Raw genomic sequence first — 23,790 nt, 5'->3', positions numbered from 1 at the left:
GCAGCATCGCACCGGCGACGTCAGCGAGCGGCCGGACCACCCACTCACGCCCGGCGCGCGCGTCACGGCCGGGACCCGGCAGCTGCTCGCGGTGTTCGGCGGTACGGGGCCGGTGCGGTCGGGGACGGCGCCGGGCGTACCGATGAATGTGGGTGTTGGTTTGCGATTGTTCGCGTTCACTATTGGTGCGCGGGGTTGCCGGTAAGGGCCAGGAAAACCGGCGGGTAGAGCGTGTCCATAACGCGCTGACCAGGAGCGTAGCGGCCGCATCGGCGGGCCGGTTCCGGAACCCGAATGTATTGACAGGATTACTAACTGGTGCCTAGATATGTTCATCTGTGATTGAAAACGTCTCAGCGCTCACGGTTCGCTGTTCATTTTTGGGGAGTCATGTTGATGAAGTCTGCCCACCGCCGGGTGGCGGTCGCCGCCCTGGCCGCCACGTTCGTCGTGTCCGGCTGCGCCAAGTCGGAGGAGGATCCGGCCGCCACCGGCGCCGGCGCGGCACCGGCCGCCTCGCAGGTCGTGCAGTCGGCCGCGCCGGGCGCCGCCACCTGCACGATCGACCAGCACGGCGGCGAGAAGATCGATCTCAAGACGGCGAAGGTCGGCTTCTCGCAGTCGGAGAAGGAGGCCAACCCGTTCCGGATCGCCGAGACCCAGTCGATCAAGGACGAGGCCGCCAAGCTCGGCATCACCCAGTTGACGACGGCCAATGCGAATTCGCAGTTCAACAAGCAGATCAGTGACGTCGAGCAGATGATCGACGCGGGCGTGCAGCTGCTGATCATCGCGCCGCTGAACTCCGATGGCTGGGACTCGGTGTTCGCCAAGGCCTCGGCCAAGAAGATCCCGATCGTCACCATCGACCGGAAGATCAACGCGGCCGCCTGCAAGGACTACCTGACCTTCATCGGCTCCGACTTCGCCGAGCAGGGCAAGCGCGCCGCCGACGAGATGGCCGAGGCGCTCGGCAACAAGGGCGAGGTGGCGATCCTGCTGGGTGCGCCCGGCAACAACGTGACCACCCTGCGGACCAGCGGTTTCAAGGACCAGATGGCGAAGATCGCCCCGGACATCAAGATCACCTTCGAGCAGACCGGCAACTTCTCCCGCGAGGAGGGTCAGAAGGTCGCCGAGCAGCTGCTCCAGTCCAAGCCGAACATCAACGGCATCTACGGCGAGAACGACGAGATGGCCCTCGGCGCGGTCACCGCGCTCAAGGGCGCCGGCAAGAAGCCCGGCGACGTCAAGATCGTGTCGATCGACGGCACCAAGGGCGCGGTCCAGGGCATCGTCGACGGCTGGATCTCGGCGGTCATCGAATCCAACCCGCGGTTCGGCCCGCTCGCCTTCTCCACCGCCGGTGACTTCTTCGGGGGCAAGCCGGTCGGCCAGGACATCATCATCGCCGACCGCTCCTACGACGAGAGCAACGCCAAGGCCGACCTGGCCAGCGCTTACTGATCCAGATCAAGACCAAGGAGAGGTACGCGTGACGCTGCTCGAAGTGGCCGGCGTGTCCAAGGTCTTCCCCGGGGTGCGGGCGCTCGACGACGTGTCGTTCGCGCTGCGGCCCGGGGAGGTCCACGCGCTGGTCGGTGAGAACGGCGCCGGCAAATCCACCCTGATCAAGGTGCTCACCGGCGTCTACCGTCCGGACGCCGGTGAGCTCCGCTACCAGGGAGAGCCGGTGTCCTTCGCGACGCCGATGGACGCCCAGCGGGCCGGCATCTCGACCATCTACCAGGAGGTCAACCTCATCCCGCTGATGAGCGTGGCCCAGAACCTGTTCCTCGGCCGCGAGCCCCGCACCACCCTCGGCCTGGTCGACCGCACCCGGATGGACCGCGAGGCCCGCGACATCCTGGCCGGATACGGGGTCACCACCGACGTACGGGAAAGGCTCGGCTCCCTGCCGCTCGGCGCCCAGCAGATGGTCGCCCTGGCCCGCGCCGTCATGATCGACGCCAAGGTCGTCGTGATGGACGAGCCCACCTCGTCCCTGGAGCCCCGCGAGGTGGAGACGCTCTTCGGCGTCATCCAGGACCTGCACGAACGCGGCATCGGCATCATCTACGTCTCGCACCGGATGGACGAGCTCTACCGGATCTGCGACACCGTCACCATCCTGCGCGACGGAAAACTGGTGCATACCGGCAGACTCGCCGACCTGGAACGGGTCCGCCTGGTCGCGCTGATGCTCGGCCGCGAGGTGTCCGACGTACGCCGCGAGGGTTTCACCGTGTTCAGCGGCGACCACGCGGCGGCCGACGACACCCCGGTCCTGCGCGTGTCCGGGCTCAGCAGCCGCAACCGGCTGCACGACATCAGCTTCGGCGTACGCCCCGGTGAGGTCGTCGGGCTCGGCGGCCTGCTCGGCGCCGGGCGCAGCGAGACCATCAAGGCGATCGCCGGCGCCTACCCGGTCGACAGTGGCGAGATCGAGGTGGACGGGACGCCGCTGCGCCACCCGACCACGGTCAAGGCGGTCGCCGCCGGCATCGCGGTGCAACCCGAGGACCGCAAGGCCGAGGGCATCATCCCCGGCCTGTCCATCCGGGAGAACATCGCGCTGTCCATCCTGCCCCGGATGTCGACCTTCGGCCTGGTCTCGGACGCGAAGATCGACGAGATCGTGGACCGGTTCATGAAACGGCTCCGGATCAAGGCCTCCAGCCCGCACCAGCGCGTCGGCGACCTGTCCGGCGGCAACCAGCAGAAAGTGCTGCTCGCCCGGCTTCTCGCCACCGGCCCCAAGGTGCTGCTGCTCGACGAGCCCACCCGCGGGATCGACGTCGGCGCCAAGGCCGAAGTACAGGCGCTCATCGACGAACTCGCCGCCGAAGGACTCGGCGTCGTGCTCGTCTCCTCCGACGCCGAGGAACTCGTCGAAGGCTCCGGCCGGGTCGTCGTCCTCCGCGACGGCGCCGTCGTCGGCGTCCTGACCGGCGACGACGTCACCACCGAGAGCCTGCTCGCCACGATCGCGGAGGCCGGCGCATGACCACCCTCGCCCTCACCACACCCCGCCGCGCCGACTGGCTGCCGAGATACGGCGTCTACATCGCCATCGCCGCGCTGGTGGTCTACAACGCGGCCTTCACCCCGTACTTCCTCACCGTCAGCAACCTGCGCATCCAGCTCATCCAGGTCGCCCCGATCATCATCGTGGCGCTCGGCATGGCCCTGGTCATCGGCACCGAGGGCATCGACCTCTCGGTCGGCGCGGTGATGGCCCTCGCGGCGGCTCTCATACCCCTCTATCTGGGGTACGGGGTGATCGCGGCCGTCATCGTCTCGTTGCTCGCCGGCGTGGCCGTCGGCCTGATCAACGGCGCCCTGGTCGCGAAAGTGGGCCTGCAACCGATCGTCGCCACTCTCGCCCTGTTCGTCGGCGGCCGCGGCCTGGCCGTGGTCATCTCCGACGGGCAGCTCAAGGACATCCGCAACGCCGACCTCATCTACCTGGGCTCCGGCGACCTGCTCGGCATCCCGGTGCTGGTGTGGACCGCAGCCCTGGCCATCCTGGTCGTGGCGTTCACGGTCCGGCGAACCGTTTTCGGTCGCCGCCTTCTCGCCATCGGCGGCAACCGGCCCGCCGCCGAACTCGCCGGGCTCCCGGTCCAGCGTGTCCTGATCACCGTCTACGTGCTGTGCGCGGTCCTCGCCGCGATCGCCGGACTGCTGTCGGTCGGCCGGATCCAGTCGAGCGACGCCTCCTCGATCGGCCTGCTCATCGAACTGTCCGCGATCACCGCGGTGGTCGTCGGCGGCACCCCGCTGACCGGCGGCCGGGTACGCGTCCTCGGCACGGTCGCCGGCGCCGTCCTGATGCAGCTCGTGATCGCCACCATGATCAAGAACAACCTGCCGCCGTCCACCACCGAGATGGTGCAGGCGGCCATCATCCTCGTCGCCGTCTACGCGGCCCGGGAAAGGAAGACCAGGTGACCGTACTGGCCGTCGCCCAACGCCGGGCCGGAACCGCCTTCCAGCGGCAGGGCGCCCTCGCCGTGCTGGCCGTCGTGGTGCTGATCGCGTTCGGCGCGTTCCCCAACTTCCGCAGCCTCGACAACGCCGCCACCATCCTGGTCGCGGCCGCCCCGCCGATGCTGATCGCGCTCGGCATGACCTTCGTGATCATCACGGGTGGCATCGACCTGTCGGTCGGGTCGCTCTACGTGCTCGGCGGGGTCCTCGCCGCCTGGGCCTCCCCATACGGCCTCCTAGCCGCGATCGCCGTGCCGCTCGCCGTCTGCGGGGCGATCGGGCTGCTCAACGGGGCGCTGATCGCCTACACAGGGATGGCGCCGTTCATCGTCACGCTGGCCGCCCTGCTCGGCGCCCGCGGGCTCATGCGCGCGGTCAGTGACGAGGGCTCCACCACCTACATCGTCCAGAACGACGCCTTCCACACCCTCGGCACCGGCTCCCTGCTCGGCATCGGCAACCAGGTGTGGCTGGTCGCGATCATCGTGCTGCTCGGCATGGTGGTGCTGTCCCGCACGCGATTCGGCAATGCCGTGTACGCGGTGGGCGGCAGCGAGGACGCCGCCGCGCTCATGGGCGTCGCGGTCCGGCGTACCAGAATCGGGGTCTATGTCCTGTCGGGGTTGCTGGCCGGGCTGGCCGGAACCATCAACGCCGCCAAACTCGGGTCAGGAGTCACCGTCCTGGGAGCGGGCATGGAACTCGACGCCATCGCCGCCGTCGTGATCGGCGGAACGCTGCTTACCGGCGGCGCGGGCACCATCGCCGGAACCGTGGCCGGAGTGCTGCTGCTCGGCGTCATCCAGAACCTGATCAACCAGGTCGGCGACCTGAACAGCAACTGGCAACAGGTGATCAGCGGCGCGTTCCTGGCGCTGGTCGTCGTCGCCCAGACCTATCTGGTACGCCTACGCCGCACGTAGCCGGGTAGGATCCGCGCCATGATCGACAGAATCGAGTTCTCCCCGCGCGGATGAGCGCCCGGAAAAGCGCGCCTCAAGGCGCCCGACTCTCCCTTTTCGCCCACGCTCTCCGTCTCCACCAGCGGCATCCGGACGAGCCGTTGCCCCGGGACGGCGAGCCCTTCCCTGACAAGGCGGCCCATCAGGGCGGTCTGCCCGGGTCGCGAGGTCCCCGGCGAGACGGCGCCGAGGTCGCCGAAATCCTCGACCGGTACTTCGGCGACCCCAGCGCTTCGCCCGCCGACCTGGCCGACGCGTTCCATGGTGTCCATGTCCCGATCCACCGGAACGACCACATCGCCGCCGCGGCGTTGCGGGCCAAACGCAAACGTGTCCGCCGCACCGGCCGCTGGCTGGTGCGGCACAGCACGGACCGCTGTTCCGCCACGGTGGGCCTCGCCCTGCTGGCCACCGACTGGCACGAGGACGACGTCCCGCTGATCCGGACCATCGGCCTGCTATCCAACCGGTTCGGGCCACTGGCCGCGGAGGCGCTGAGCCGCCGACCCGGTGGTGTGGCGGCCCTGCTCTGGCTCGCTCAGCGGACCTCCGGTTGGGGCCGGGTCTACGTCATCGAGGCGCTCTGCCGCAGCGGTCCCTACGAGGCCCGGGATTGGCTGCTGCGGAACGCCTGCGACGGTGACTTCCTCAACGGCTACTTCGCCGGAAAGGTCGCCACCACCGCGCACCTGCACGAGGCGATCACCCGCAACGACGTTGACGACGAGCTCGTGGATCACACCGGGCGGCTGCTGCGAATCATGACCGAATGCGGCGGCATGGGCATGACGCTGCGCGATTATCCACCGGCGGACCAGGTCCTCAGTGCGCACGCGGCACACCTCGCCCGGAGACCACCCACCTTCTATCGGTACGTCAACGCCGCTGTCACCGGCACTGACCACTACCTCGAGTTGCTGCGGCGACCGGACTGGGTGGCCGCCGCACGTGCCGGATTCGCCGACGATCCCGACTATCTGGAATGGTTCGCCGACACCGTGGCCGTGCGGTTGGGGCTGCCGGACTTCTCCGCGTAGTCATCGAGGACGAAGGCGGCGGCCAGGTCCGGCGTCGCCTTCGTGATGAACGTCAGGGCCTGGTCCTCGCTCATGTCCGGGGACTCGTAATGGCGGGCGCCCGCGGCCGTCGCGACACCGACGGTCATCCGGCCACCCCAGCGCTGGAAGATCGACTGCTGCACCGTCCAGCCGATCACCGCACGCCGCTGCAACGCGACCGTCCGACGGTGGCCGATTCCATGGCGCACCACCAAGTAATCGCCATCGACCGCGTGACCCAGCGAGCGATAGGCCACCACGGCCAAGGGAAGCGTCACCGGGATCAGCGCCAACGGCAGCAGCCACCACAGCCCGGGCAGGACCCCGGTCAGTGTGAACACCAGCATCGCCCCGGACAGCAGCGCCGGACCGTAGACCGCCATGCCGAGCCGCCGGGTCAGCGCGCCACGCGGATGCCGGGTCAGCGCGGCCTCCAGCGGGCGGGCCCCGTCCGGCAGGATCTCCGCCGCCAGGTCGTGGGCCTCGGCCAGTCGGATCCGCGGCAGGATGTCACCGCCGGTCGCCTCGCCGGCCGCGGCGCCCAGACCCGACGACAGCACCTTCGTCCGGGCCAGCCGCAGCCAGCGCCACACCAGCGGCTCGTCCACGGCGATGCCGCGCATCCGGGAGTCGGTGCGCTGCACGGTCCGGGTGGTGAGCAGCCCGCGCCGGGTCACCAGCGCGGTGTCCGGGGCGGTTCCGGTGCGGACCAGCTGGAAATTGCCGTTCTCCAGCAGGAACGCGACGGTCGTCGCGACGACCCCGAGGGGGTACGCGATGAGCAGCACCAGGGCGATGTTGGCCACCAGCGCGCGGTCGTCCCATCCGATCAGGTCGCGGCCGAACTCCGTCAGGTCCACACCGAGCGCCCGCAGCGGCCAGTTCAGCGCGAACAACGGGCCGGCGATCGCGAACACGGCCCACACCGACACCACGTTCAACGGGACCCACGACCGGCGGAATCGGGCGATGACGGTTCCCGTCGGCGTCTCTGTCACGGGCGGGACGCGGTCGGTGGAGGCCGGGTCGGACGAGTCGGAGTCGGCCGGCACGAGGACGACCGAGGACTGCCCGGGCATCAGCTCACGCTGGACCAGGGCGGCGTGCCGGTGATCGAGGGCGTCCAGCTTGAACGACGACTCCGTCTCGCCCGAACCGATGTGCACCGTGCGCAGCCCGAGCAGCCGCTGCAACAGCCGGGCCGAACTGTCCACGCTGCGGATCCGGTCCCTGGCCACGGTGCGGTGCTTGCGCGACAGCCAGCCGGTGCGCATCTCCACCCGCTCCGGCGTGATCCGGTAACGGGTGGTCTGCCAGCGCCGCAGATCCAGCAGCGCGGTCAGCAGGCCACCACAGGCGCCGGCCACCAGCGCCCACACCGGCTCGTCGCTCACCACGATGCCCAGATAGCCGGTGGCCAGCGAGATGACGACACGGACCAGATCGAGCCAGACGACCCGTACGCTGAGCCGCCGCCAGCCCTGGTCGTCGACGGGGACCGGGCCGGCCGGTTCGCCCGCGGGCTCGCTCAGGTCGTCGCCTCCGCTTCGCTCCGGGGCCGAGCTGGACGATGCGTTCGTGAGGTCGCTCATGTCGTCGCTCCCGCTCTGCTCCGGCGCCGCCACGACAGCGGGGGCCGAGCGGGAGGAATCGTGCGCCGGCCCGCTCATGTGGCGTCACCGGGGGTCGCGGCGGTCACCTCACGTAGCCGGTCGACGGTCTCCTCGGCGATCTTCGAGTCCACGCCCTCGATCGTGATCTTGCCCTCGGACGAGGCGGTGGTCACGGTGATCGAGGCGAGGCCCAGCCAGCGCTGCAACGGCCCGATCTCGGTGTCGATGCTCTGGATCCGGGAGATCGGCACCACCTTCCACTCCCTGGTCAGCCAGCCGGACAGCGCGTAGACGGCGTCCTCGGTGGCCTCCCAGCGATGAGTGCGGTAACGGGCGTACGGCATGACGGTGATGTTCACCGCGTAGGTCACGGCGACGGCCAGGATCACCGGTCCCAGATACGGGCGGGCGCTCTCGGCGTACCCCCAGACAGCACCGAGCGTGCCCAGCACGCCGATGGACCAGAGGACGGCCTGGAGTGTCCGCCAGGTGATGAACCGGCGATCCAGCCGATGCCGCGGCGGGCGCAGGGTGAGTGAGGCCTCCATGCGCCCATGGTGACCGGCCGCGTCGAGCCGGACCGGCGAGCCGGCGTATCGCGGCCGGTGGCACTACTGGATCGGGACGAGCCGGGACGGCGACGGCTTCCAGTCGCTCTCCCCATGCAGGCGGCCGCCGGAAACCTGACATTCGCCGCCGTCGTCCTTGACCGGCTCCAGTTCGGAGACCACCGCGAGGACCGTCCGCAAGCCACCGGTCAGGGCCGACTCCACCTCGTCCGCCGTGACGAGAACGTCGCCCCGCATGTGGGCCGGGTGGGTAAGCAGCTCGTCGTCCGGCATGACCTGCTTCTTCGGCCACATGGGATGGGCTCCTCCGGCCTCAGGATCCGGCGCGCGGGTCATCCGAGTGGCTTGGGCGGCCGCAGCCCGGTCAGAAACGCCGTAGCTGATCCCGACGGCGCCCGCCTCCCGCAGTGCCGTCATCACCTGCTCGACCGTGGGCAGCGGACGGCGATCCGGAATGCGGTCGGGCAGGCCGCGCGCCCGCGGGGTCTCGGCCGACAATCACCTCGAAGCTACCCGCCATCGATGTCTACCATGCTTGATCGTGGGCATCGACTGGGTTCCGGCGCGGCCGCGGGCGGGCGCGTCAGAGGTCCGCGAGCTCGTCGCCGCCCAGGCCGAGCGGGTTCGGCGGTACCGGCTCGGTGAACCGGTACCGGCTTCCGACGTGGAGCAGCGATTGCGCGGGTGTCTCGACATCGCCGAGGTGGACGGGATCTGGCCGACCTTCCGGACCGCGGTGATCGGGATGAACCCGCTGTTCCCGCCGGAGTGGCGGGAACAGGCTTACCTGACCCTCCTGCCCGGGGACGCGCGGCGGGCGGTGGACCGCTGGCGCTGGTGGCATGGTGAGATCACGGCCGGGCGGATGCGGCACTACCTGCGGCGGCTCGTCGCGGCGGAGGCGGCGGCCGCGCTCGTTCCGGTGCTGGACCTGCCGCCCGCACCGGAGGTGGCGCCGGCCGGGCCGCCGCCGAAGAGCGCCGAAGCGGACTCTCCGGTGGCCGGGCAGCAGGAGCGGATCCGGGCGCTTGCCGAACACATCACGCTTGTCGACGAGACGGTTCGGGCCCACAACCGCACCGTGCCACGGTCGCGGCGGATCGCCCGGCCCGAGCCGTTCTGGCCGGGCGGGCCGCCCGCGAATCCGTGGATCGAGGAGTTCTTCGCCTGGGTGGGCCCGCATCTGGACGACGGGCACGGGCTCTATCTCTGGGTGTGAGGGGCGATCCACCGGCGTACGGCCGGCGCGAGTGCGGCGGTGAGGGCTGCTGAGACGACCAGGCCGCCGCGGGCGCCGAGGAGGGCGATGAGCGGGCCGGCCAGGCCAAGGCCGAGCGGGGCGGCCGGTGTGACACTCAGCCCGTGCTACCAGGGGTGAGGCCTGCTGGGTGGGGTTAGCACCACCCTTGACAGGGAGCCTGCCCCATCGTCCCAGGGCGCGGATCGCGAAAGGCTGAACCACGTCGAACGAGACGGGGAGGAACCATGCGAACCTCAGAGGGCCCGGTGATCAACCGGCGGGCCGTGCTCGGCGGGGCGGTCGCGGCGGCGGCCGGGGCGTGGCTGACGTCGACCGAGGCGGCTTCGGCGACCGACCGGGTGGCCCTGGCCGTGGAGGCGGAGGCCGCCCGGATCGACGGCACGCTGATCGATCTGCGACGCGACCTGCACGCCCATCCGGAGGTGTCCGGCCAGGAGCAGCGGACCGCCGGGGTGGTCGCGGCGCGGCTGCGGGCGGCCGGGCTCGACGTCACGACCGGCGTCGGCGGGCACGGTGTCGTCGGCGTCCTGACCGGGGCCCGGCCGGGGCGGACGGTCGCCTACCGGGCGGACATGGACGCGGTCGGCCCCCAGGACCAGATCGGCGGCGGCCCGGGCCCGGCCCATCTGTGCGGCCACGACATCCACACCACGGTCGGGGTGGGCATCGCCGAGGTGCTGGCCCGGCTGCGGGAACGGGTCGCCGGCCGGGTGGTGTTCCTGTTCCAGCCGGCCGAGGAGAGCCTGTCCGGCGCCGCCGCGATGATCGCCGACGGCGTCCTCACGGCGACCCGTCCCACCGAGATCCACGCGCTGCACTGCGGGCCGTTCCCGGTCGGCCGGTTCGCGACGATCGCCGGATTCGGGATGCCCGGCCAGGACCGCGGCCTGATCACCCTCACCGGCGACGATGCCGCGGCGCGCGCTCAGCGTTTGGCCACGAGCATCAACAGCATCGGTACGGTGCGGCGCCCGTCCACCCCCGCCGACCTGGAGCAGTTGGTGGCCTACCTGCAGACTCCGGGCGGCCCGCTGGCCCGGTTCGTCTTCGTCCAGGCCCGGGCCGCCGGCGCGACCGTCCAGGTGGCGTCCCGGTGCTGGCCGGAGCACCGCTGCACGGAGGTGCGTGCCGAGATCCGGCGCCGCGCCCGGGCGGAGGGTCCGGCCACCGTGGACTTCCCGAAGGACCCGTTCCCGGCGATGGTCACCCCGCAGCGTGAGGGGCAGGCCCTGGAACGGCATCTGCGGCGCTCGCTGGGCACCGAGCGGGTGATGCCGCTGCACGCCGCGATCCCGTTCAGCGGCGAGGACTACGCCCTGTTCCTGGACCATCTCCCGGGCACCTACACGTTCCTCGGCGTCCGGGCCCCGAACACCGGCGTCGAGACCAGCTACCCCCACTTCGCCACCTTCCAGCCGGACGAGAGCGCGATCGGCCACGGCGTCCGCGCCATGTCCGGCTGGCTCCTGTCCCGCACCCGCCCCTGACGCCCCGTGGCGCAGCCCATCGGTTGCCCGGGGCGGGTGGTCGCGGCTCGGGGAGCGTGGGTGGGCGAACACGCCGGCAGTGTCGTGGTCGCCTACGTGGCATATGGCGGTGGTGGTCGCGTGCGCGACGTCTTCCGTGTGCGGCCACCTGGCCTCGGCAGCCCGAACGTGTGCGCCCGCCTGCCTGGCGAGGCCGGTTGCCTGTGGTGCCGGTGGACGGTCAGGGGTGGAAGCTGGCGCGGTATTCGGTGGGGCTTCGGGTGGTGAGCTGGCGGAAGGCGGCGTTGAAGGCGGACAGCGAGGTGTAGCCGACGGCATAGGCGATCTTCGTGACCGGGGTGTCGCCGGCGGCCAGTTCCTCGATGGCGCGCAGGATCCGCATCCGGCGCAGGGTGGCGCGCCACGTCATGCCGCACTCGACCTCGAAGCGGCGGGCCAGCGAGCGCGGGGCCAGTCCTACCTCGGCGGCCAGTTCCTCGAAGGTGAGCTGTTCGGCGAGGCGCTGTTCGGTGAGGTGCAGGGCGCGGCGCAGTTCGGGGGAGCGGCCGGTGGGCACGACCACGGGGCTGGGCTGTTCGGCGAGCTTCCAGGTGACGGCGGCGAGTGCGCTGAGGACGCTTTCGGCGTACCGGGAAGGGGGTTGATCCTCGGTGGCGCAGAGGCCGCACTCGGCGACCAGCGCGCGGGCCAGGGGGGTCAGGTCGAAGACCGTCAACGGCGCCGGAGGCGGCGGGACGAAGTCCGTGTCGAACAGGACGGACGAGGTGGTGACCGGTTGCGGAATGCTGATCCGAATCGGACGGTCGGCCGCGATGAGGGCGGCGCGGGCCGGTGGCAGCAGCCAGGTGGCGCCCTCCGCCTCGAGGCGGAGGGCGCCGGTCGAGGCGCACAGCAGATAGTGCCGGTCGACCTGGAAGTCGTTCGCCGGGGTGGCGGGGAACGACCGGACGAAGCTGTACGCCGGACGGTGCATGATCAGGCGACGGTTTCCAGGAGGTCGGCGCGGAACCGGCGGCTCAGCGGGGTTCCGGTCATGAGCGGGCGGATCACCCGGCCGGAGCGGGCGAAGGAGTCCGAGCGCAGGTAGCCGGCGAGGGACTGCTCGTCGGCCCATTCGTGGACCAGGGTGACGGCGGTGTCGTCGTGCCGGGACGCGTAGACCCGGTAGGCGAGATTGCCGGGCAGCGCCCGGATCTCGTCGTGTTCGCTGTCGAGCTGGGTGAGGGCCGCGGCCCGGTCGGCGGCGGCGGTGGTGAAATCGAGGATGACGATGACCATGAGTGAATCCTTCCGCCGGGAGCGGGGTGCCGGCTCCCGCCGGCCGGACGTGTTCACGCTTCCATCGGACACGGGCCGGTGAGGGTCTGGAAGTCCGGCTGCCGGCCGGTGAGCACGGGCCGGGTGCGTTCGACCAGGTCCGCCGGGGGTTCACCGCCGTCGCGGAGCGCGTCGGCGTACGCCTTCGTCTCGCTCAGGGTGCGCCGTGGCGCGACCGCGCGCAGATGTCGCAGGACGGCCATCGTGCCCTCGTCGCGCAGCAGTTCGCGGGCGGTGGCGAGCACCGGATCCGGCTTCGGCTCGCCGCGGATGCGCTCCCGGTAGAGCTGGAGCCACTCGTCGCGACAGTAGACGGTGACCGGGATGTGATGGATGCTGCCGTCCAGGCCGTCGACCAGGTACGGGCCCTGCCCGATCAGCCTGTCCCGCAGATCGCGGCTGCGGGCGTAGGCGGCGGACTGCCAGACGAGGAGCCAGCCGAACTCGTGTTCCTCGACGTGGACGATGGCGAGTTCCGGCAGGTGGGGCTGGGCCTGCCGCTCCTCGGCGAGCTGTGCCTCGACGAGGGCGATGGCGCGATCACGGTCGATCATGAGTCCATGCGTGTGGTCAGGAAGCGGCGTTCCGCCTCGGTGGGGGCCAGGTCCGCCGCCCGGCGGTAGCTCTCCGCGGCCTCGGTGAGGCGGCCGGTACGGCGCAGCAGGTCGGCCAGGGTCGCGTGCAACAGGTGGTAGTCGTCGAGGCGACCGGTCTCGGCCAGGGCGAGAACCAGGGGGAGCGCCGCCGAAGCGCCGGAGGCCATGCTGACCGCCACGGCCCGGTTCAGTTCGACGACCGGGCTCGGTTCGAGACGGGCCAGATGGTCGTAGAGGGCGACGATCTGCGCCCAGTCCGTCTCCTCTGCGGTCGGCGCGGTGGCGTGGCAGGCCGCGATCGCCGCCTGCACCTGGAACGGCCCGGCCCGGCCGCGGCGCAGCGCCCGCTCGCACAGGTCGGCGCCCTCGTCGATGGACCGCCGGTCCCAGAGGGCGCGGTCCTGGTCGGTGAGGATGACCGGGTCGCCGGCCGGATCCCGGCGGGCCGCCCGCCGGGCGTCATGCAGCAGCATCAGCGAGAGCAGGCCGAGCGCCTCCGGCTCGTCCGGCATGAGCGCGGCCAGCACCCGCGCCACCCGGATCGCCTCGGCGCACAGCCGCGCCCTGACCGGATCGGTGTAACCCTCGTTGAACAGCAGGTACAGCACGTGCAGCACGGCCGGCAGCCGCTCCGGCAGCAGGTGGGCGGGCGGCACCCGGAACGGGATCCCGGCGTTGCGGATCCGCTGTTTGGCCCGGAACAGCCGCTGCCCCATGGTCTTCTCCGGCAGCAGGAACGCCCGCGCGATCTCGGCGGTGCTCAATCCGGCGAGGCAGCGCAGGATCAGCGCGACCTGCGCCTCCAGGTTCAGCGCCGGATGGCAGCAGGTGAACATGAGTTCCAGCCGCTCGTCCGGGATGTCGCTGTCGTCCGGGTAGGGCGCCGGCTCCGCCATGGCCACCTCCGGCAGCTTCGCCGCCTCCAGCGCTTCGCGGCGGATCAGGTCGATCGCCCGGCGGCGGGCCGTCGTGGTCAGCCAGGCGAGAGGCTGATCCGGTACGCCGTCCGCCGGCCATTTTCGCAGCGCCTGCGTGAAGGCGTCCTGCGCGCACTCCTCGGCCAGGTTCCAGTCGCCGCCGGTGAACCGGATCATCGTGGCGACGATCCGGCTCCACCCGTCGGCGTAGATCCCGGCGATGCGGTCCTGAACGGTCAGGGCTCAGTCCTCGTCTCAGTCCTGTTCGAAGGGCCAGAACGGCCGCAGCTCGATGACGCCGCGGTAGGCCATCGGGTGCTTGGACGCGATCGCGACGGCCTCGTCCAGGTCCGCGCAGTCGATCACGTCGAAGCCGGCCATCAGGTCCTTGGTCTCCGCGTACGGGCCGTCGGTGAGCAGCACCTGCCGGTCCCGGACGCGGACCGTGGTGGCGTCGGCGCCCGGCCGGGTGCGGCTGCCGACCACGTGGTTCTCCTTGACCTGGGCGAACCACTCCTCGATGTCCGGCGCCCCGTCGTTCTCGTCGGGCACCAGGTCGGGGTCGACGCAGACCAGCATCAGGTACTTCATCGGGTGGCTCCCGTCGAGTCGAGGGTCATCGCGGTGATCGTGGACGTCATGGTGCGGCAGAGGGTGACGAGCCGGTCGTTGACGCTGCCGGTGTCGGCCGGGACGCCGGTACGGCCGGGGCCGTGCACGAAGCTGTGGCGCACCTCCGTGGTGCCCGGCTCGGCGCCGTCGCGCAACTCGTACCGCCAGTGGGAACCGGGCCGGCCGTCGTCGTCGAGGACGTCCCAGGCGAACACCCGCGGCTCCGTCGACTCGGTGATCACGCACGTGACCGTACTCTCGAATCCGTCCGGAAAGCGGTTGTGGCCGATGAATCGCCGGGGTCCGTCCCAGGTCGCGCCGACCGTCTCCGGGCTCCATTCGCCGATCCGGTCGACCGCGGTGACCAGTTCCCACATCTTCTCGCGCGGGAGCGGCGCGATCACCGTCACCGTCACCTCCGCGCCGGTCTTCACGTCCATGACGTGTCTCCTCTCGTCTTCACTCCGACTGTCCTCACTCCGATGACGAACGGGATCGGGCTTCTACTACCGGCCGGGCGAAACTTTTTTGCCGGGCCGGGCGACACTGGTCTCATGGGCGAGTCAGCGAGGGCCGTCGAGGCGCGCCGGATCTGGGATCGGGTGGCGCCCAGCTACGACCGGCGGATGGCGTTCCTGGAGCGGCACATGTTCGGCGACGGCCGGGTGTGGCTGGCCGCGCGGGCGCGGGGCCGGGTCCTGGACGTCGGCGTCGGCACCGGCGGGAACCTGGCGCACTACCCGGATGACGTCACGGTCACCGGCCTCGATCTGAGCCCGGCGATGCTGGCGCTGGTCCGGCGGCGGGCGGTGGACCTGGGGCGTACGGTCGATCTGCACGAGGGTGACGCGGAGCGGCTGCCGTTCGCCGACGGTTCGTTCGACACGGTGGTCTGCGCGCTGGCGCTGTGCACCGTCCCGGATCCGGCCGCCGCGATCGCCGAGGCCCGGCGGGTGCTGGTGCCGGGCGGGCGGTTGCTGCTGCTCGATCACGTGGTGAGCACGTGGCCGCCGATCCACGCGTTCCAGTGGGTGTTCGAGCGGTTCACCATCCCGGCGGCCGGCGAGCACTTCACCCGCCGCCAGGTGCCGCTGGTCCGCGCGGCCGGGTTCACGATCGCGGCGACGCGGCGCACGAGGGCCGGAACCGTGGAGTGCGTGGACGCGGTCCGGCCCGCAGACCCCGGAACGGGGTGAGCAGACGGTCCATGTTCGAGCCTGGGCGCGGGACGTGCGCGGCGTACCCATCGAATGTGGTCATCACATGGCGGAGGAGAACCCGGCAGCCGTGGCCGCCGCTCTGGCATCCTTTGCGGCATGACCACCTTCGACCCCAAGGCCGACTTGCGCCACTACCTCGGCCAGGCCCGCGAGGCCCTGCTGTGGAAACTGGACGGCACGACCGAGTACGACGCCCGCCGCCCCCTCACCCCGACCGGCACCAACCTGCTGGGCCTGGTGAAACACGCCGCCGGGGTCGAGGGCGGCTACTTCGGCGAGACGTTCGGCCGGCCGTGCCCGGAGCCGATGCCGTGGATGGCCGAGGACGCCGAACCGAACGCCGACATGTGGGCCACCGACGGCGAGCCGCGCGAGGAGATCGTCGCCCGCTACCGCCGGGTGTGGGCACATTCGGACGCCACCATCGAGGCCCTCGACCTGGACGCTCTCGGACAGGTGCCGTGGTGGCCGTCGGAGAGGCGGGAGGTCACTCTGCACCGCGTCCTGATCCACGTGACCGCCGAGACGAACCGGCACGCCGGCCACGCCGACATCGTTCGCGAGCTGGTCGACGGCTCGGCGGGGTTGCGGGCCGCCAACAGTAACCTGCCACCCGGCGACCGGTCCTGGTGGGCCGGCTACCACGACCGTCTGGAGGAGACGGCGCGGCGCTTCCGTACGCCCCTCGATCGATAGCGAAACCCGGACAGGACCGCACCTCAGTGCCGCGCTGCCACTGCCCATTGTGCTGTGGCGGCGGGCCGCCCCGGGACGTGTAGCTCGGGCGAGCTACACGCAAGTGTCCGCCGGGAGGTGACGTTTTCTCTCGTGACGATCCGTAGTTTTCTTCGCAGTCGCGGCGGTCCTGCCGCGGATTCTGCGAAGGGTGTGTCATGCGGTTCCTTCTCCAGTTCGTCGCGGTGGTCGCGGCCTCGTTCCTAGCCGGTCTGGCGGTCCGTTCGGTGGACGGCAACGTCTGGCTCTCACTGTCCGTGGGCGTGGCCGCCGCGTTCCTCACGACGGCGGTCTACTACGGCGTGGTCAGGGCCACCGAGAAGCGTGAGGTGACCGAGTTGGCCGGCCGGGCGGCCGTATCCGGGCTGATCAGGGGCACGCTGCTGGGTGTCTCGATCTTCGCGGCGGTGATCGGCGTGATCGCGGCCGGCGGCGGTTACCGGATCATCGGGCTCGGCGACGACCCGGTCAACGCGGTGGGCCTGATCGGGTTCATGGCGGTGGCCGTGACGGTCGAGGAGCTGATCTTCAGGGGCGTGCTGTTCCGGCATCTGGAGAAACTCACCGGCACGTGGCCGGCGCTGGCGGTGTCCGCGCTGGTGTTCGGCGGCATGCACCTGCTCAACGAGAACGCCACGTTGTGGGGCGCGCTCTGTATCACGATCTCCGGTGGCGGCATGCTGACGTCGGCGTACGCCGCCACCCGTAGCCTGTGGCTGCCGATCGGCCTGCATTTCGGCTGGAACTACGCGCAGTCCGCGATCTTCGGCTCCGCGGTCTCCGGAAACGGCGTACAGCAGGGGCTTCTGGATTCGGAGTCGACCGGTGACGCGCTCGTCAGCGGCGGGCAGTTCGGTCCGGAGGCGAGCGTCTTCACCGTGGTGGCCGGTGTTCTGGTCACAACGGTGTTCCTGTGGCTGGCCCACCGCCGCGGCAACCTGATGACGAGGCGCCGCAACGCCGAGCCCGCGCTCGCCTCTACACTCGACCGGTGAGCAGCGTCGCCGATCTACGGGACCAGTGGCGCCGCCTCGACGTCACCGTCCAGGACCTTCCGGTCGCGCTCCTGCTCACCGCGCTGGCCCTGATCCCGGCCTGGCACCGGCACGGCACCCAGCTCGCCGACCTGGTACCGGCCCGGCCGTTCGGCGTCTGGGGCGTGCTGGCGATCACCGTTGAGTGCCTGCCGCTGGCGATCCGCCGTAGACGGCCGATGATCAGTCTGGCCCTGGTGTTCACCGGTTTCGCGGTCGACCAGCTCTGCGGCTGGAACACGCTCGGCGGCACCGCCCTGTCGATCGCGCTGATCAGCGCGGGAATCCACGTGGCACACCACCGCCGGGCGACGGTGATCGTGGCGTCCGCCGGGTTCCTCGCGCTGGCCGCCGTGCTGGCCCGCATGGGGCAACTCGGGTTCGACGTGGTGGTGCTGTTCTACGCGGTGCTGGCCTCGCTGTGGGCGGTCGGGGCCGGGATCCGGCGCAACCGTCTGGCGGAGAGGGAACATCGCCGGCATGCGGAGGAGACGGCGCGGGCCGCCGAACGCACCCGGATCGCACGGGAGCTGCACGACGTGGTGACCCACCATGTGACCGCGATGGTGGTGCAGGCCGAGGCGGCGCGATACCTGACCGCGGCACCGGAGCGGCTCGACGAGGCGCTGACCGCGGTGTCGGACACCGGGCGGCACGCGATCACCGACCTGCGGCACCTGCTCGACCTGCTCAACCCCGCTCATGGCGGTGAGCTGCGGGTGCTGGTCGAGCAGACCCGGCGGGCCGGGCAGCCGGTGGAGCTGGTCGAGCAGGGCAGTTCACCGGACACCCCGGGCGGTGCGGGCGCCACCGTCTACCGTGTCGCGCAGGAGGCGCTGACGAACGCCCTCAAGTACGACCACGGCGCGCGGACCAGCGTCACGGTGCGTTACGGGGTGGGGGAGGTGGACGTGCACATCAGCACGGACGGATCGGGGTCGAGCACCGCGTCACCCGGTGGGAGCGGGCGCGGGCTGGCCGGGTTGCGCGAGCGCGTCGGCACACTGGGCGGCGACTTCACCGCGGGCCCACGGGCCGAGGGCGGTTTTCTGGTCACCGCGCGGATTCCGGTCGGGGTGGGCTCGTGATCCGGGTGCTGGTCTGTGACGATCAGCCGCTGATCCGGACAGGATTCGCCACGATCATCGGCGCCCAGCCGGACATGGCGGTGGCCGGCGACTGCGGTGACGGCCACGCCGCTGTCGCGCTCGCCCGCGAACTCGAGCCGGACGTGGTGGTGATGGACGTGCGCATGCCCGGCCTGGGCGGCATCGAGGCAACCGCCCAGCTGGCCGGCGCCGGTGTGCCGCATCCGGTCAAGGTGCTGGTCGTGACGACGTTCAACCTCGACGAGTACGTCTACGAGTCGCTGCGGGCCGGCGCCAGCGGTTTTCTGCTCAAGGACGCTCCGCCGGCGCACCTGCTGCACGGCATCCGCACCGTGGCGGCCGGTGCGGCGCTGCTCGCCCCCGAGGTCACCCGTCAACTCGTCGGCCGCTACGCGGCCCGGATCCGCCCGGCCGCGGACACCCCCGGCGACGTGCCGCTGAGCGCACGCGAGCTGGAGGTGTTGTGCCTGATCGCGAACGGACTGTCCAACAGCGAGATCGCGGCGGCCCTGGTGATCAGCCAGGAGACGGTCAAGACGTACGTCTCGCGGATCCTCACCAAGCTGGACCTGCGCGACCGGGTGCAGGCCGTGGTCTACGCCTACCGCCGCGGCCTGGTCACCTGACGCCGTCGGGTGGCACCCAGCCACGCGCCAGGATGTCGAAGATCGCCTCGACGGCGGCGCGAGGGTCCGGGCGGCCGCGGACGAGGGCGGGGATCTCGAGCACGAATCTGGCCAACGTCACGCAGGCGAGGTCGTCGTGGTCCACGCCGCACTCCTCGGCGATGGCGGCGCTGAGACTGTCGGTGTGCCGGGTCCACATGCGTTCGGCGTACGACCGCAGCGCCGGCGTGGCGTCGACGAGGGCGATGAACTCGGCCGCCTGGGGATGCCGCGCGATGGGAAGGTAGGCGCCGAGCAGGTGCTCGCGGAGAGCCTCCACGATGCCCCGGCCGGCGGCCCGCTCACGCACCGCCGCGATCAGCTGAGCCTCGTTGTCCTGCTCCTGGTCGAAGACCAGCGCTTCCTTGCCGGGGAAATGCTTGAACAGCGTCGTGGTCGACACGTCGGCCGCGTCGGCGATGTCGCGCAGGCTCACCCGGTCGTAGCCGTGCTCGAGGAACAGGCGAAGGGCCGCGTCGGCGATCGCCTGCCGCGTTGCCGCCTTCTTGCGTTCGCGACGGCCGACAGGGGTCTGGGTCATGAGCCGAGTATAGGGGTAGGTGGCATCAGGCAAAAAGTTGACCCGTTGCACTTTTAAACTCGTTCTGCTTTTCTGAGGCCATGACGTCACCCATCGGGCAAGCCCGGATCAGCATCATCGGCGCCGGACCCGCCGGGCTCACCTGCGCCCGCATCCTGCAACGGCACGGCATCGCGGTCACCGTCCACGACCGTGACCCCGGCCGCGACGCCCGCGACCAGGGCGGCACCCTCGATCTGCGTGCCGACAACGGCCAGCTCGCCCTGCGCGAGGCCGGTCTGCTCGACGAATTCCTCCAGCTGTCCCGCCCGGAGGGCCAGGAGATGCGCGTCCTCGGCACCGGCGGCGAGCTGCGGGCCCGCATCGTCCCGGAGGAGGGCGAACTGTTCAAACCCGAGATCGATCGAGGCCGGCTCCGCGACCTCCTGCTCGATTCGTTGTCACCCGGCACCGTCCGGTGGGGTCAGGCGCTCAGCCGTGTCAGCGGGCCCGCCGACGGTCCCCGCACACTGCACTTCGCCGACGGCGCCGAAGTCGAGACGGATCTGGTCATCGGCGCCGACGGCGCGTTCTCCCGCGTTCGCCCGGCCGTCTCACCCGCCGTCCCGCTCTACACCGGTGTGAGCTTCACCGAAGCCTGGTTCCACGACGTGGAGGATCGGCACACCGAGCTGTCCACGCTGGTCGGCCAGGGCAGCGCCACCGGAGCCGACGGCCGGCGCGCGCTGTGGGGCCAGCGCAACAGCGGTGACCACATCCGTGTCTACATCATCCGCAGGGTCCCGGCCGACTGGATCACCGCCGCCGGCCTGCGGCCCGGCGACACCGCCGGCATCCGTGCCCACCTGCTCGACGAGTTCGCCGGCTGGTCCCCTCGCATGCGACAGATGATCAGCGACAACGACGGCCCCTACGTCGACCGGCCGATCTTCGCGCTTCCCGTTCCACACGCCTGGGAGCACGATCCGACGGTCACCCTGCTCGGTGACGCCGCCCACCTCATGCCCCCGCTCGGCGTCGGCGTCAACCTCGCCATGCTCGACGCCGCCGAACTCGCACTCGCGCTCGCCGGCTCCGCAACCATCGGCGAGGCTGTTCGCGCGTACGAGGACACCATGCTGCCGCGCTCCATCGAGACCGCCAAACTGCTCGAGGGCCGCGCCGAGGACCTGCTCAGCGACGACCTGCCGCCCGAGTTCGGCGACGAACACGACGCCTGACGGTGCAGCGGCGCCGGCTGCACAATGGTCCGGTGAATCATCTCGGGCGATGGATGCGGATCATGGCGGGCATCACCGGTCGGGGCCCGCGGGAACGGCGACTGCGAGCCGCCGTGTCCGGCCGCACGGTATTGATCACCGGCGCCTCCGAGGGGATCGGCGCCGCCACGGCCCGCCGGCTCGCCGCGGCCGGCGCCACCGTGCTGCTGGTGGCGCGCACCGCCGAACGCCTCGAAGAGGTACGCGCGGAGATCGAGGCGGCCGGCGGGCGCGCCTTCACACACCCGGCCGATCTGTCGTCGCCGGAGGCGGCCGCCGTCCTGGCCACCGAACTGGTGGCCGGCTATCGGAGGATCGACGTGGTGGTCAGCAACGCCGGGCGGTCCATCCGGCGATCGGTCGCGGACACCGCCGACCGGTTCCACGACATCCAGCGCACCATCGGCGTCAACCACCTCGGCCCGGTCCAGTTGCTGCTCGTGCTGCTCCCGGCGATGCGGGCGGCCGGCGGCGGGCACATCGTCAACGTCTCCACGGCCGGATTGTCCCTGCACACGCCGCTCTGGTCGGCCTACCACTCGTCGAAGGCCGCGTTCGACACGTGGCTGCGCGGCGCCGCCGTCGAGCTGCGGCGCGACCATGTCACCGTCAGCACGGCGTACCTCAATCTGGTCCGCACCCGGATGAGCGCGCCCACGCCGCACTATGCGCGGGCCCCGATGATGTCGGCGGCCGAGGCCGCGGAGATCGTCTGCCGGTCGGTGGCGCACCGCCGCTCCTGGTCGCCGTGGTGGGCCCGGCTCGGCGCGGTCGTCTCGGCGGCGATGCCGCGCACCGTCGAACGGACGCTGGCCGCCGGGGTGCGGGCGATCGACGCCGCCGAGCCGCTGCGGGTGCTGGCCGCGACCGGGCTGTGGCGGCCCGGCCGGGTGGTGCGGCTGCTGCGCGCCGGCCGCCGGCACGGGCGCAGCCTCGCCACCGCGCTCGCCGCCGGACCACCCGGCGGGATCGCCCTGGTCGACGCGGACGGGCCGGTCACCTACCCGGAGCTGGACGCGCTGGCCGGCGCCTGCGCGGCGGGCGCGGCAGCCCTCGGCGTCGGGCCCGGCGACCGGGTCGGCCTGGCCTGCGGCGGGCACCGCGGGTTCGTGGCGGCCGCGGCCGGGCTGTCCCGGCTGGGCGCCGATGTGATCCTGCTGCCACCGGACCTGCCCGGCGAGCGCCTCGCGGCGGTGGTGAAACAGGAGCGGATCGGCCGGCTGGTGCACGAGCCAGACGCCGTCACCGCCGGTCTTTCCGCGACAACGTGGCCGGATTTGATCGCTGGAGGGGGCACGCCTCGCGCTGCGGCGCGGCGACCGGGCAATGTGTACGTGCTGACCTCCGGCACCACCGGCGTGCCCCGCGCCGTCTCCCGCCCGCTGCCGCTGCGCATGCTGCTCGGCCCGGTCACCACCCATCTGCGGCTGACGCCGGTGCGGCCCGGCGAGCCCATCGTGGTGGCCACCCCGCCCGACCACGGTTACGGGCTCACCTACCTGTCCGCCGGCCTCACCCTGGGCGCTCCCGTGGTGCTCGTGTCCGGTGGCGATCCGGCGCGGATCCTGGACGCGGTCGCCGCCAACCGGGCCGGCCTGCTCTTCGCGTTGCCGGTCCAGCTGCGCCGCATCTGCGACCTGCCGGCGTCGGCGTGGCCGGATCTCGGCTCGCTGCGGGCGGTGATCAGTGGCGCCGCCCCGCTCGACCGTGACCTGTGCGAACGGCTGCGCGAGCGGTTCGGGGACCGGACGTTCAACATGTACGCCACCACCGAGGCCGGCTGGGCCGCGATGGCCACTCCGGCCGACCTGCGGGCCGCGCCCGGCACGGTCGGGCGGGCGCCCCGCGGCGTACAGGTCCGGATCGCCGGCCCGGACGGCACCCCGCTGCCGCTGGGCCGCATCGGCGAGATCCGGGTGCGAGGCTGGCATCCGGACGGCCGCTGGCACCCTACCGGCGACCTCGGCCATCTCGACCCGGCCGGACGGCTGTTCGTCGACGGCCGGCTCGACGACATGATCGTCTCCGGTGGCGAGAACGTGTATCCCGGCCCGGTAGCCGCCGTGATCACCAACCATCCCGACGTCGCGGACGTGCTGCTGGAACCGGTCGCGGACACCGAGTTCGGCCGGCGGCTGCGGGCCACCGTGGAGATCCATCCCGGCCGTACGCTGACCGCCGGCCAGCTGCGGGAGTGGCTCACCACCCGCCTGTCCCGCGCCGAACGACCGAAAGAGATCACCATCGTGACGGAGTTGCTCCGCACCGCGACCGGAAAACCGCTGCGCGGCTCACCCTGACGCCCGCGCGGGCCACAACTGGATCAGCCACTCCTCGACACCGGCGTAATCGGTTTCGACGGTCAGCCGCTCCATCGCCTCGCCCCGGCCGCGGGTGTGCGCCCGCAGCCGCTGCGCACCCTCCACCTCCAGGTCCGGGCCGGCCGGTTCCCCCATGATGGAGCGCAGCCGCAGCCGGCCCGACGGCGCGGACAGCGACGCCTCGGCGATCTCGTCCCACTCGCCCTCGGCCGTGCCCGGGTCAACGGTCCATCGCTCGATCGTGACGGCCGGCCGGAACAGGTCGCCGCCGGAACGGAACACCACGCCGTGCTGCCCGGCGCGCAGGATCTCATCGTGTTCGGGCAGCCCTTCGTCCTGCGGTGTGGGCCGGCTGCGCGGGTCGAGCAGGACGAACATGCGGTGGTCGACGCGCGGAGCGTACTGGAACCGGCTGATCGGCGGCATGGACCCTCCCGGGACGGTCATCAGGGACGGTACAGCGGTGCCCGGCGGAGACCCCCGGCCCCCCGGTTACCGGGAGGGACCCGGGGCGGGGGGGG

25 protein-coding genes are annotated in these 23,790 nt (G+C 71.5%); 14 read left to right on the top strand and 11 right to left on the bottom strand.

Annotation, left to right across the window (positions count from 1 at the left end; translation table 11 throughout):
* Positions 1 to 396: 396 nt before the first annotated feature.
* Genes KZ829_RS40800 through KZ829_RS40780 form a run of 5 tightly spaced genes read left to right on the top strand, consistent with a single transcriptional unit; the run spans position 397 to position 5,992 of the window.
* Complete coding sequence (locus tag KZ829_RS40800) at positions 397 to 1,467, top strand: ABC transporter substrate-binding protein (protein ID WP_220149195.1); 1,071 nt, start codon at positions 397 to 399, stop codon at positions 1,465 to 1,467.
* A 28-nt stretch (positions 1,468 to 1,495) separates the two neighbouring features.
* Complete coding sequence (locus KZ829_RS40795) at positions 1,496 to 3,007, top strand: sugar ABC transporter ATP-binding protein (protein WP_220149194.1); 1,512 nt, start codon at positions 1,496 to 1,498, stop codon at positions 3,005 to 3,007.
* On the top strand, positions 3,004 to 3,954 hold the full coding sequence (locus KZ829_RS40790) for an ABC transporter permease (RefSeq protein WP_220149193.1): 951 nt from the start codon (positions 3,004 to 3,006) through the stop codon (positions 3,952 to 3,954). The genes KZ829_RS40795 and KZ829_RS40790 overlap by 4 nt, the downstream gene beginning before the upstream one ends.
* A complete protein-coding gene (locus tag KZ829_RS40785) occupies positions 3,951 to 4,916 on the top strand; it encodes an ABC transporter permease (protein WP_220149192.1) in 966 nt (321 codons plus the stop codon). Before KZ829_RS40790 ends, KZ829_RS40785 begins: the two co-directional genes overlap by 4 nt.
* Before the next feature lie 50 nt (positions 4,917 to 4,966).
* Complete coding sequence (locus KZ829_RS40780) at positions 4,967 to 5,992, top strand: hypothetical protein (RefSeq protein ID WP_220149191.1); 1,026 nt, start codon at positions 4,967 to 4,969, stop codon at positions 5,990 to 5,992.
* Here KZ829_RS40780 and KZ829_RS40775 read toward each other — a convergent pair.
* The 3 genes from KZ829_RS40775 to KZ829_RS40765 all read right to left on the bottom strand — a co-directional run bounded on the left by KZ829_RS40775 (position 5,929) and on the right by KZ829_RS40765 (position 8,489).
* Positions 5,929 to 7,605, bottom strand: coding sequence for a PH domain-containing protein (locus KZ829_RS40775; RefSeq protein ID WP_220149190.1), 1,677 nt, complete (start codon positions 7,603 to 7,605; stop codon positions 5,929 to 5,931). The genes KZ829_RS40780 and KZ829_RS40775 overlap by 64 nt on opposite strands.
* 74 nt (positions 7,606 to 7,679) lie before the next feature.
* Complete coding sequence (locus KZ829_RS40770; protein ID WP_220149189.1) at positions 7,680 to 8,174, bottom strand: PH domain-containing protein; 495 nt, start codon at positions 8,172 to 8,174, stop codon at positions 7,680 to 7,682.
* 63 nt (positions 8,175 to 8,237) lie between these two features.
* The gene (locus KZ829_RS40765; protein WP_220149188.1) at positions 8,238 to 8,489 is read right to left on the bottom strand and encodes a hypothetical protein; all 252 of its coding nucleotides are present in this window, start codon (positions 8,487 to 8,489) and stop codon (positions 8,238 to 8,240) included.
* Between the two features lie 247 nt (positions 8,490 to 8,736).
* Here KZ829_RS40765 and KZ829_RS40760 point away from each other — a divergent pair, with 247 nt between their 5' ends.
* Entirely contained in the window at positions 8,737 to 9,414 is a 678-nt protein-coding gene (locus tag KZ829_RS40760; RefSeq protein ID WP_220149187.1) for a hypothetical protein, read from the top strand.
* Positions 9,415 to 9,680: 266 nt separating this feature from the next.
* Complete coding sequence (locus tag KZ829_RS40755; RefSeq protein ID WP_220149186.1) at positions 9,681 to 10,943, top strand: M20 metallopeptidase family protein; 1,263 nt, start codon at positions 9,681 to 9,683, stop codon at positions 10,941 to 10,943.
* 220 nt (positions 10,944 to 11,163) lie between these two features.
* Here the strand turns inward: KZ829_RS40755 and KZ829_RS40750 are convergent, their stop codons facing one another.
* From KZ829_RS40750 to KZ829_RS40725, 6 genes are read right to left on the bottom strand one after another with little or no spacing between them, the layout of a single operon-like run.
* The gene (locus KZ829_RS40750; RefSeq protein WP_220149185.1) at positions 11,164 to 11,916 is read right to left on the bottom strand and encodes a helix-turn-helix domain-containing protein; all 753 of its coding nucleotides are present in this window, start codon (positions 11,914 to 11,916) and stop codon (positions 11,164 to 11,166) included.
* A 2-nt stretch (positions 11,917 to 11,918) separates the two neighbouring features.
* Positions 11,919 to 12,221: a putative quinol monooxygenase gene (locus KZ829_RS40745; protein WP_220149184.1), complete on the bottom strand. Its 303-nt coding sequence runs from the start codon at positions 12,219 to 12,221 to the stop codon at positions 11,919 to 11,921.
* A 53-nt stretch (positions 12,222 to 12,274) separates the two neighbouring features.
* On the bottom strand, positions 12,275 to 12,814 hold the full coding sequence (locus KZ829_RS40740) for a YrhB domain-containing protein (protein WP_220149183.1): 540 nt from the start codon (positions 12,812 to 12,814) through the stop codon (positions 12,275 to 12,277).
* Positions 12,811 to 14,013: an RNA polymerase sigma factor gene (locus KZ829_RS40735; protein WP_281428364.1), complete on the bottom strand. Its 1,203-nt coding sequence runs from the start codon at positions 14,011 to 14,013 to the stop codon at positions 12,811 to 12,813. The genes KZ829_RS40740 and KZ829_RS40735 overlap by 4 nt, the downstream gene beginning before the upstream one ends.
* 15 nt (positions 14,014 to 14,028) lie before the next feature.
* Positions 14,029 to 14,364 (bottom strand): YciI family protein, encoded by a 336-nt coding sequence (locus KZ829_RS40730; protein WP_220149181.1) that lies wholly within the window; start codon positions 14,362 to 14,364, stop codon positions 14,029 to 14,031.
* Positions 14,361 to 14,825 carry an SRPBCC family protein gene (locus tag KZ829_RS40725; RefSeq protein WP_220149180.1) on the bottom strand — a complete coding sequence of 155 codons (465 nt, stop codon included), beginning with the start codon at positions 14,823 to 14,825 and terminating at the stop codon, positions 14,361 to 14,363. Before KZ829_RS40725 ends, KZ829_RS40730 begins: the two co-directional genes overlap by 4 nt.
* 114 nt (positions 14,826 to 14,939) lie before the next feature.
* Here KZ829_RS40725 and KZ829_RS40720 point away from each other — a divergent pair, with 114 nt between their 5' ends.
* From KZ829_RS40720 to KZ829_RS40700, 5 genes are all read left to right on the top strand, one after another.
* The gene (locus KZ829_RS40720; RefSeq protein WP_220149179.1) at positions 14,940 to 15,581 is read left to right on the top strand and encodes a class I SAM-dependent methyltransferase; all 642 of its coding nucleotides are present in this window, start codon (positions 14,940 to 14,942) and stop codon (positions 15,579 to 15,581) included.
* A gap of 120 nt (positions 15,582 to 15,701) precedes the next feature.
* Positions 15,702 to 16,301, top strand: a complete 600-nt coding sequence (locus tag KZ829_RS40715; RefSeq protein ID WP_220149178.1) for a DinB family protein — start codon at positions 15,702 to 15,704, stop codon at positions 16,299 to 16,301.
* A gap of 197 nt (positions 16,302 to 16,498) precedes the next feature.
* On the top strand, positions 16,499 to 17,335 hold the full coding sequence (locus KZ829_RS40710; protein WP_220149177.1) for a CPBP family intramembrane glutamic endopeptidase: 837 nt from the start codon (positions 16,499 to 16,501) through the stop codon (positions 17,333 to 17,335).
* Positions 17,332 to 18,462, top strand: coding sequence for a sensor histidine kinase (locus KZ829_RS40705; protein WP_220149176.1), 1,131 nt, complete (start codon positions 17,332 to 17,334; stop codon positions 18,460 to 18,462). The genes KZ829_RS40710 and KZ829_RS40705 overlap by 4 nt, the downstream gene beginning before the upstream one ends.
* Positions 18,459 to 19,109, top strand: coding sequence for a response regulator (locus KZ829_RS40700; protein WP_220149175.1), 651 nt, complete (start codon positions 18,459 to 18,461; stop codon positions 19,107 to 19,109). Before KZ829_RS40705 ends, KZ829_RS40700 begins: the two co-directional genes overlap by 4 nt.
* On the opposite strand, the gene KZ829_RS40695 is transcribed toward KZ829_RS40700, so the two are convergent.
* Positions 19,102 to 19,689: a TetR/AcrR family transcriptional regulator gene (locus tag KZ829_RS40695; RefSeq protein ID WP_220149174.1), complete on the bottom strand. Its 588-nt coding sequence runs from the start codon at positions 19,687 to 19,689 to the stop codon at positions 19,102 to 19,104. The two genes, KZ829_RS40700 and KZ829_RS40695, sit on opposite strands and share 8 nt — an antisense overlap.
* A gap of 80 nt (positions 19,690 to 19,769) precedes the next feature.
* Between KZ829_RS40695 and KZ829_RS40690 the strand changes: the two genes are divergently transcribed.
* Both KZ829_RS40690 and KZ829_RS40685 read left to right on the top strand, forming a co-directional pair.
* Complete coding sequence (locus KZ829_RS40690) at positions 19,770 to 20,909, top strand: FAD-dependent oxidoreductase (protein ID WP_220149173.1); 1,140 nt, start codon at positions 19,770 to 19,772, stop codon at positions 20,907 to 20,909.
* Positions 20,910 to 20,941: 32 nt separating this feature from the next.
* Positions 20,942 to 23,248, top strand: coding sequence for an SDR family NAD(P)-dependent oxidoreductase (locus KZ829_RS40685; protein ID WP_220149172.1), 2,307 nt, complete (start codon positions 20,942 to 20,944; stop codon positions 23,246 to 23,248).
* Here the strand turns inward: KZ829_RS40685 and KZ829_RS40680 are convergent.
* On the bottom strand, positions 23,240 to 23,716 hold the full coding sequence (locus tag KZ829_RS40680; RefSeq protein ID WP_220149171.1) for a hypothetical protein: 477 nt from the start codon (positions 23,714 to 23,716) through the stop codon (positions 23,240 to 23,242). The two genes, KZ829_RS40685 and KZ829_RS40680, sit on opposite strands and share 9 nt — an antisense overlap.
* Positions 23,717 to 23,790: the final 74 nt, after the last annotated feature.

The organism is Actinoplanes hulinensis, from assembly GCF_019429605.1.
In the GTDB taxonomy this organism is placed as follows: Bacteria; Actinomycetota; Actinomycetes; order Mycobacteriales; family Micromonosporaceae; genus Actinoplanes; species Actinoplanes campanulatus.
The sequence above is the reverse complement of the archived record's forward strand: the minus strand, read 5'-3'. Positions and strand labels throughout refer to the sequence as shown.

Coding starts and splice junctions, on each gene's coding strand:
- KZ829_RS40790 (WP_220149193.1), top strand. CDS start 3,004: ATGACCACCCTCGCCCTCACCACACCCCGCCGCGCCGACTGGCTGCCG.
- KZ829_RS40745 (WP_220149184.1), bottom strand. CDS start 12,221: ATGGTCATCGTCATCCTCGATTTCACCACCGCCGCCGCCGACCGGGCC.
- KZ829_RS40680 (WP_220149171.1), bottom strand. CDS start 23,716: ATGACCGTCCCGGGAGGGTCCATGCCGCCGATCAGCCGGTTCCAGTAC.
- KZ829_RS40690 (WP_220149173.1), top strand. CDS start 19,770: ATGACGTCACCCATCGGGCAAGCCCGGATCAGCATCATCGGCGCCGGA.
- KZ829_RS40765 (WP_220149188.1), bottom strand. CDS start 8,489: ATGTGGCCGAAGAAGCAGGTCATGCCGGACGACGAGCTGCTTACCCAC.
- KZ829_RS40800 (WP_220149195.1), top strand. CDS start 397: ATGAAGTCTGCCCACCGCCGGGTGGCGGTCGCCGCCCTGGCCGCCACG.
- KZ829_RS40715 (WP_220149178.1), top strand. CDS start 15,702: ATGACCACCTTCGACCCCAAGGCCGACTTGCGCCACTACCTCGGCCAG.
- KZ829_RS40710 (WP_220149177.1), top strand. CDS start 16,499: ATGCGGTTCCTTCTCCAGTTCGTCGCGGTGGTCGCGGCCTCGTTCCTA.
- KZ829_RS40755 (WP_220149186.1), top strand. CDS start 9,681: ATGCGAACCTCAGAGGGCCCGGTGATCAACCGGCGGGCCGTGCTCGGC.
- KZ829_RS40730 (WP_220149181.1), bottom strand. CDS start 14,364: ATGAAGTACCTGATGCTGGTCTGCGTCGACCCCGACCTGGTGCCCGAC.
- KZ829_RS40770 (WP_220149189.1), bottom strand. CDS start 8,174: ATGGAGGCCTCACTCACCCTGCGCCCGCCGCGGCATCGGCTGGATCGC.
- KZ829_RS40695 (WP_220149174.1), bottom strand. CDS start 19,689: ATGACCCAGACCCCTGTCGGCCGTCGCGAACGCAAGAAGGCGGCAACG.
- KZ829_RS40720 (WP_220149179.1), top strand. CDS start 14,940: ATGGGCGAGTCAGCGAGGGCCGTCGAGGCGCGCCGGATCTGGGATCGG.
- KZ829_RS40725 (WP_220149180.1), bottom strand. CDS start 14,825: ATGGACGTGAAGACCGGCGCGGAGGTGACGGTGACGGTGATCGCGCCG.
- KZ829_RS40780 (WP_220149191.1), top strand. CDS start 4,967: ATGAGCGCCCGGAAAAGCGCGCCTCAAGGCGCCCGACTCTCCCTTTTC.
- KZ829_RS40775 (WP_220149190.1), bottom strand. CDS start 7,605: ATGAGCGACCTCACGAACGCATCGTCCAGCTCGGCCCCGGAGCGAAGC.
- KZ829_RS40750 (WP_220149185.1), bottom strand. CDS start 11,916: ATGCACCGTCCGGCGTACAGCTTCGTCCGGTCGTTCCCCGCCACCCCG.
- KZ829_RS40740 (WP_220149183.1), bottom strand. CDS start 12,814: ATGATCGACCGTGATCGCGCCATCGCCCTCGTCGAGGCACAGCTCGCC.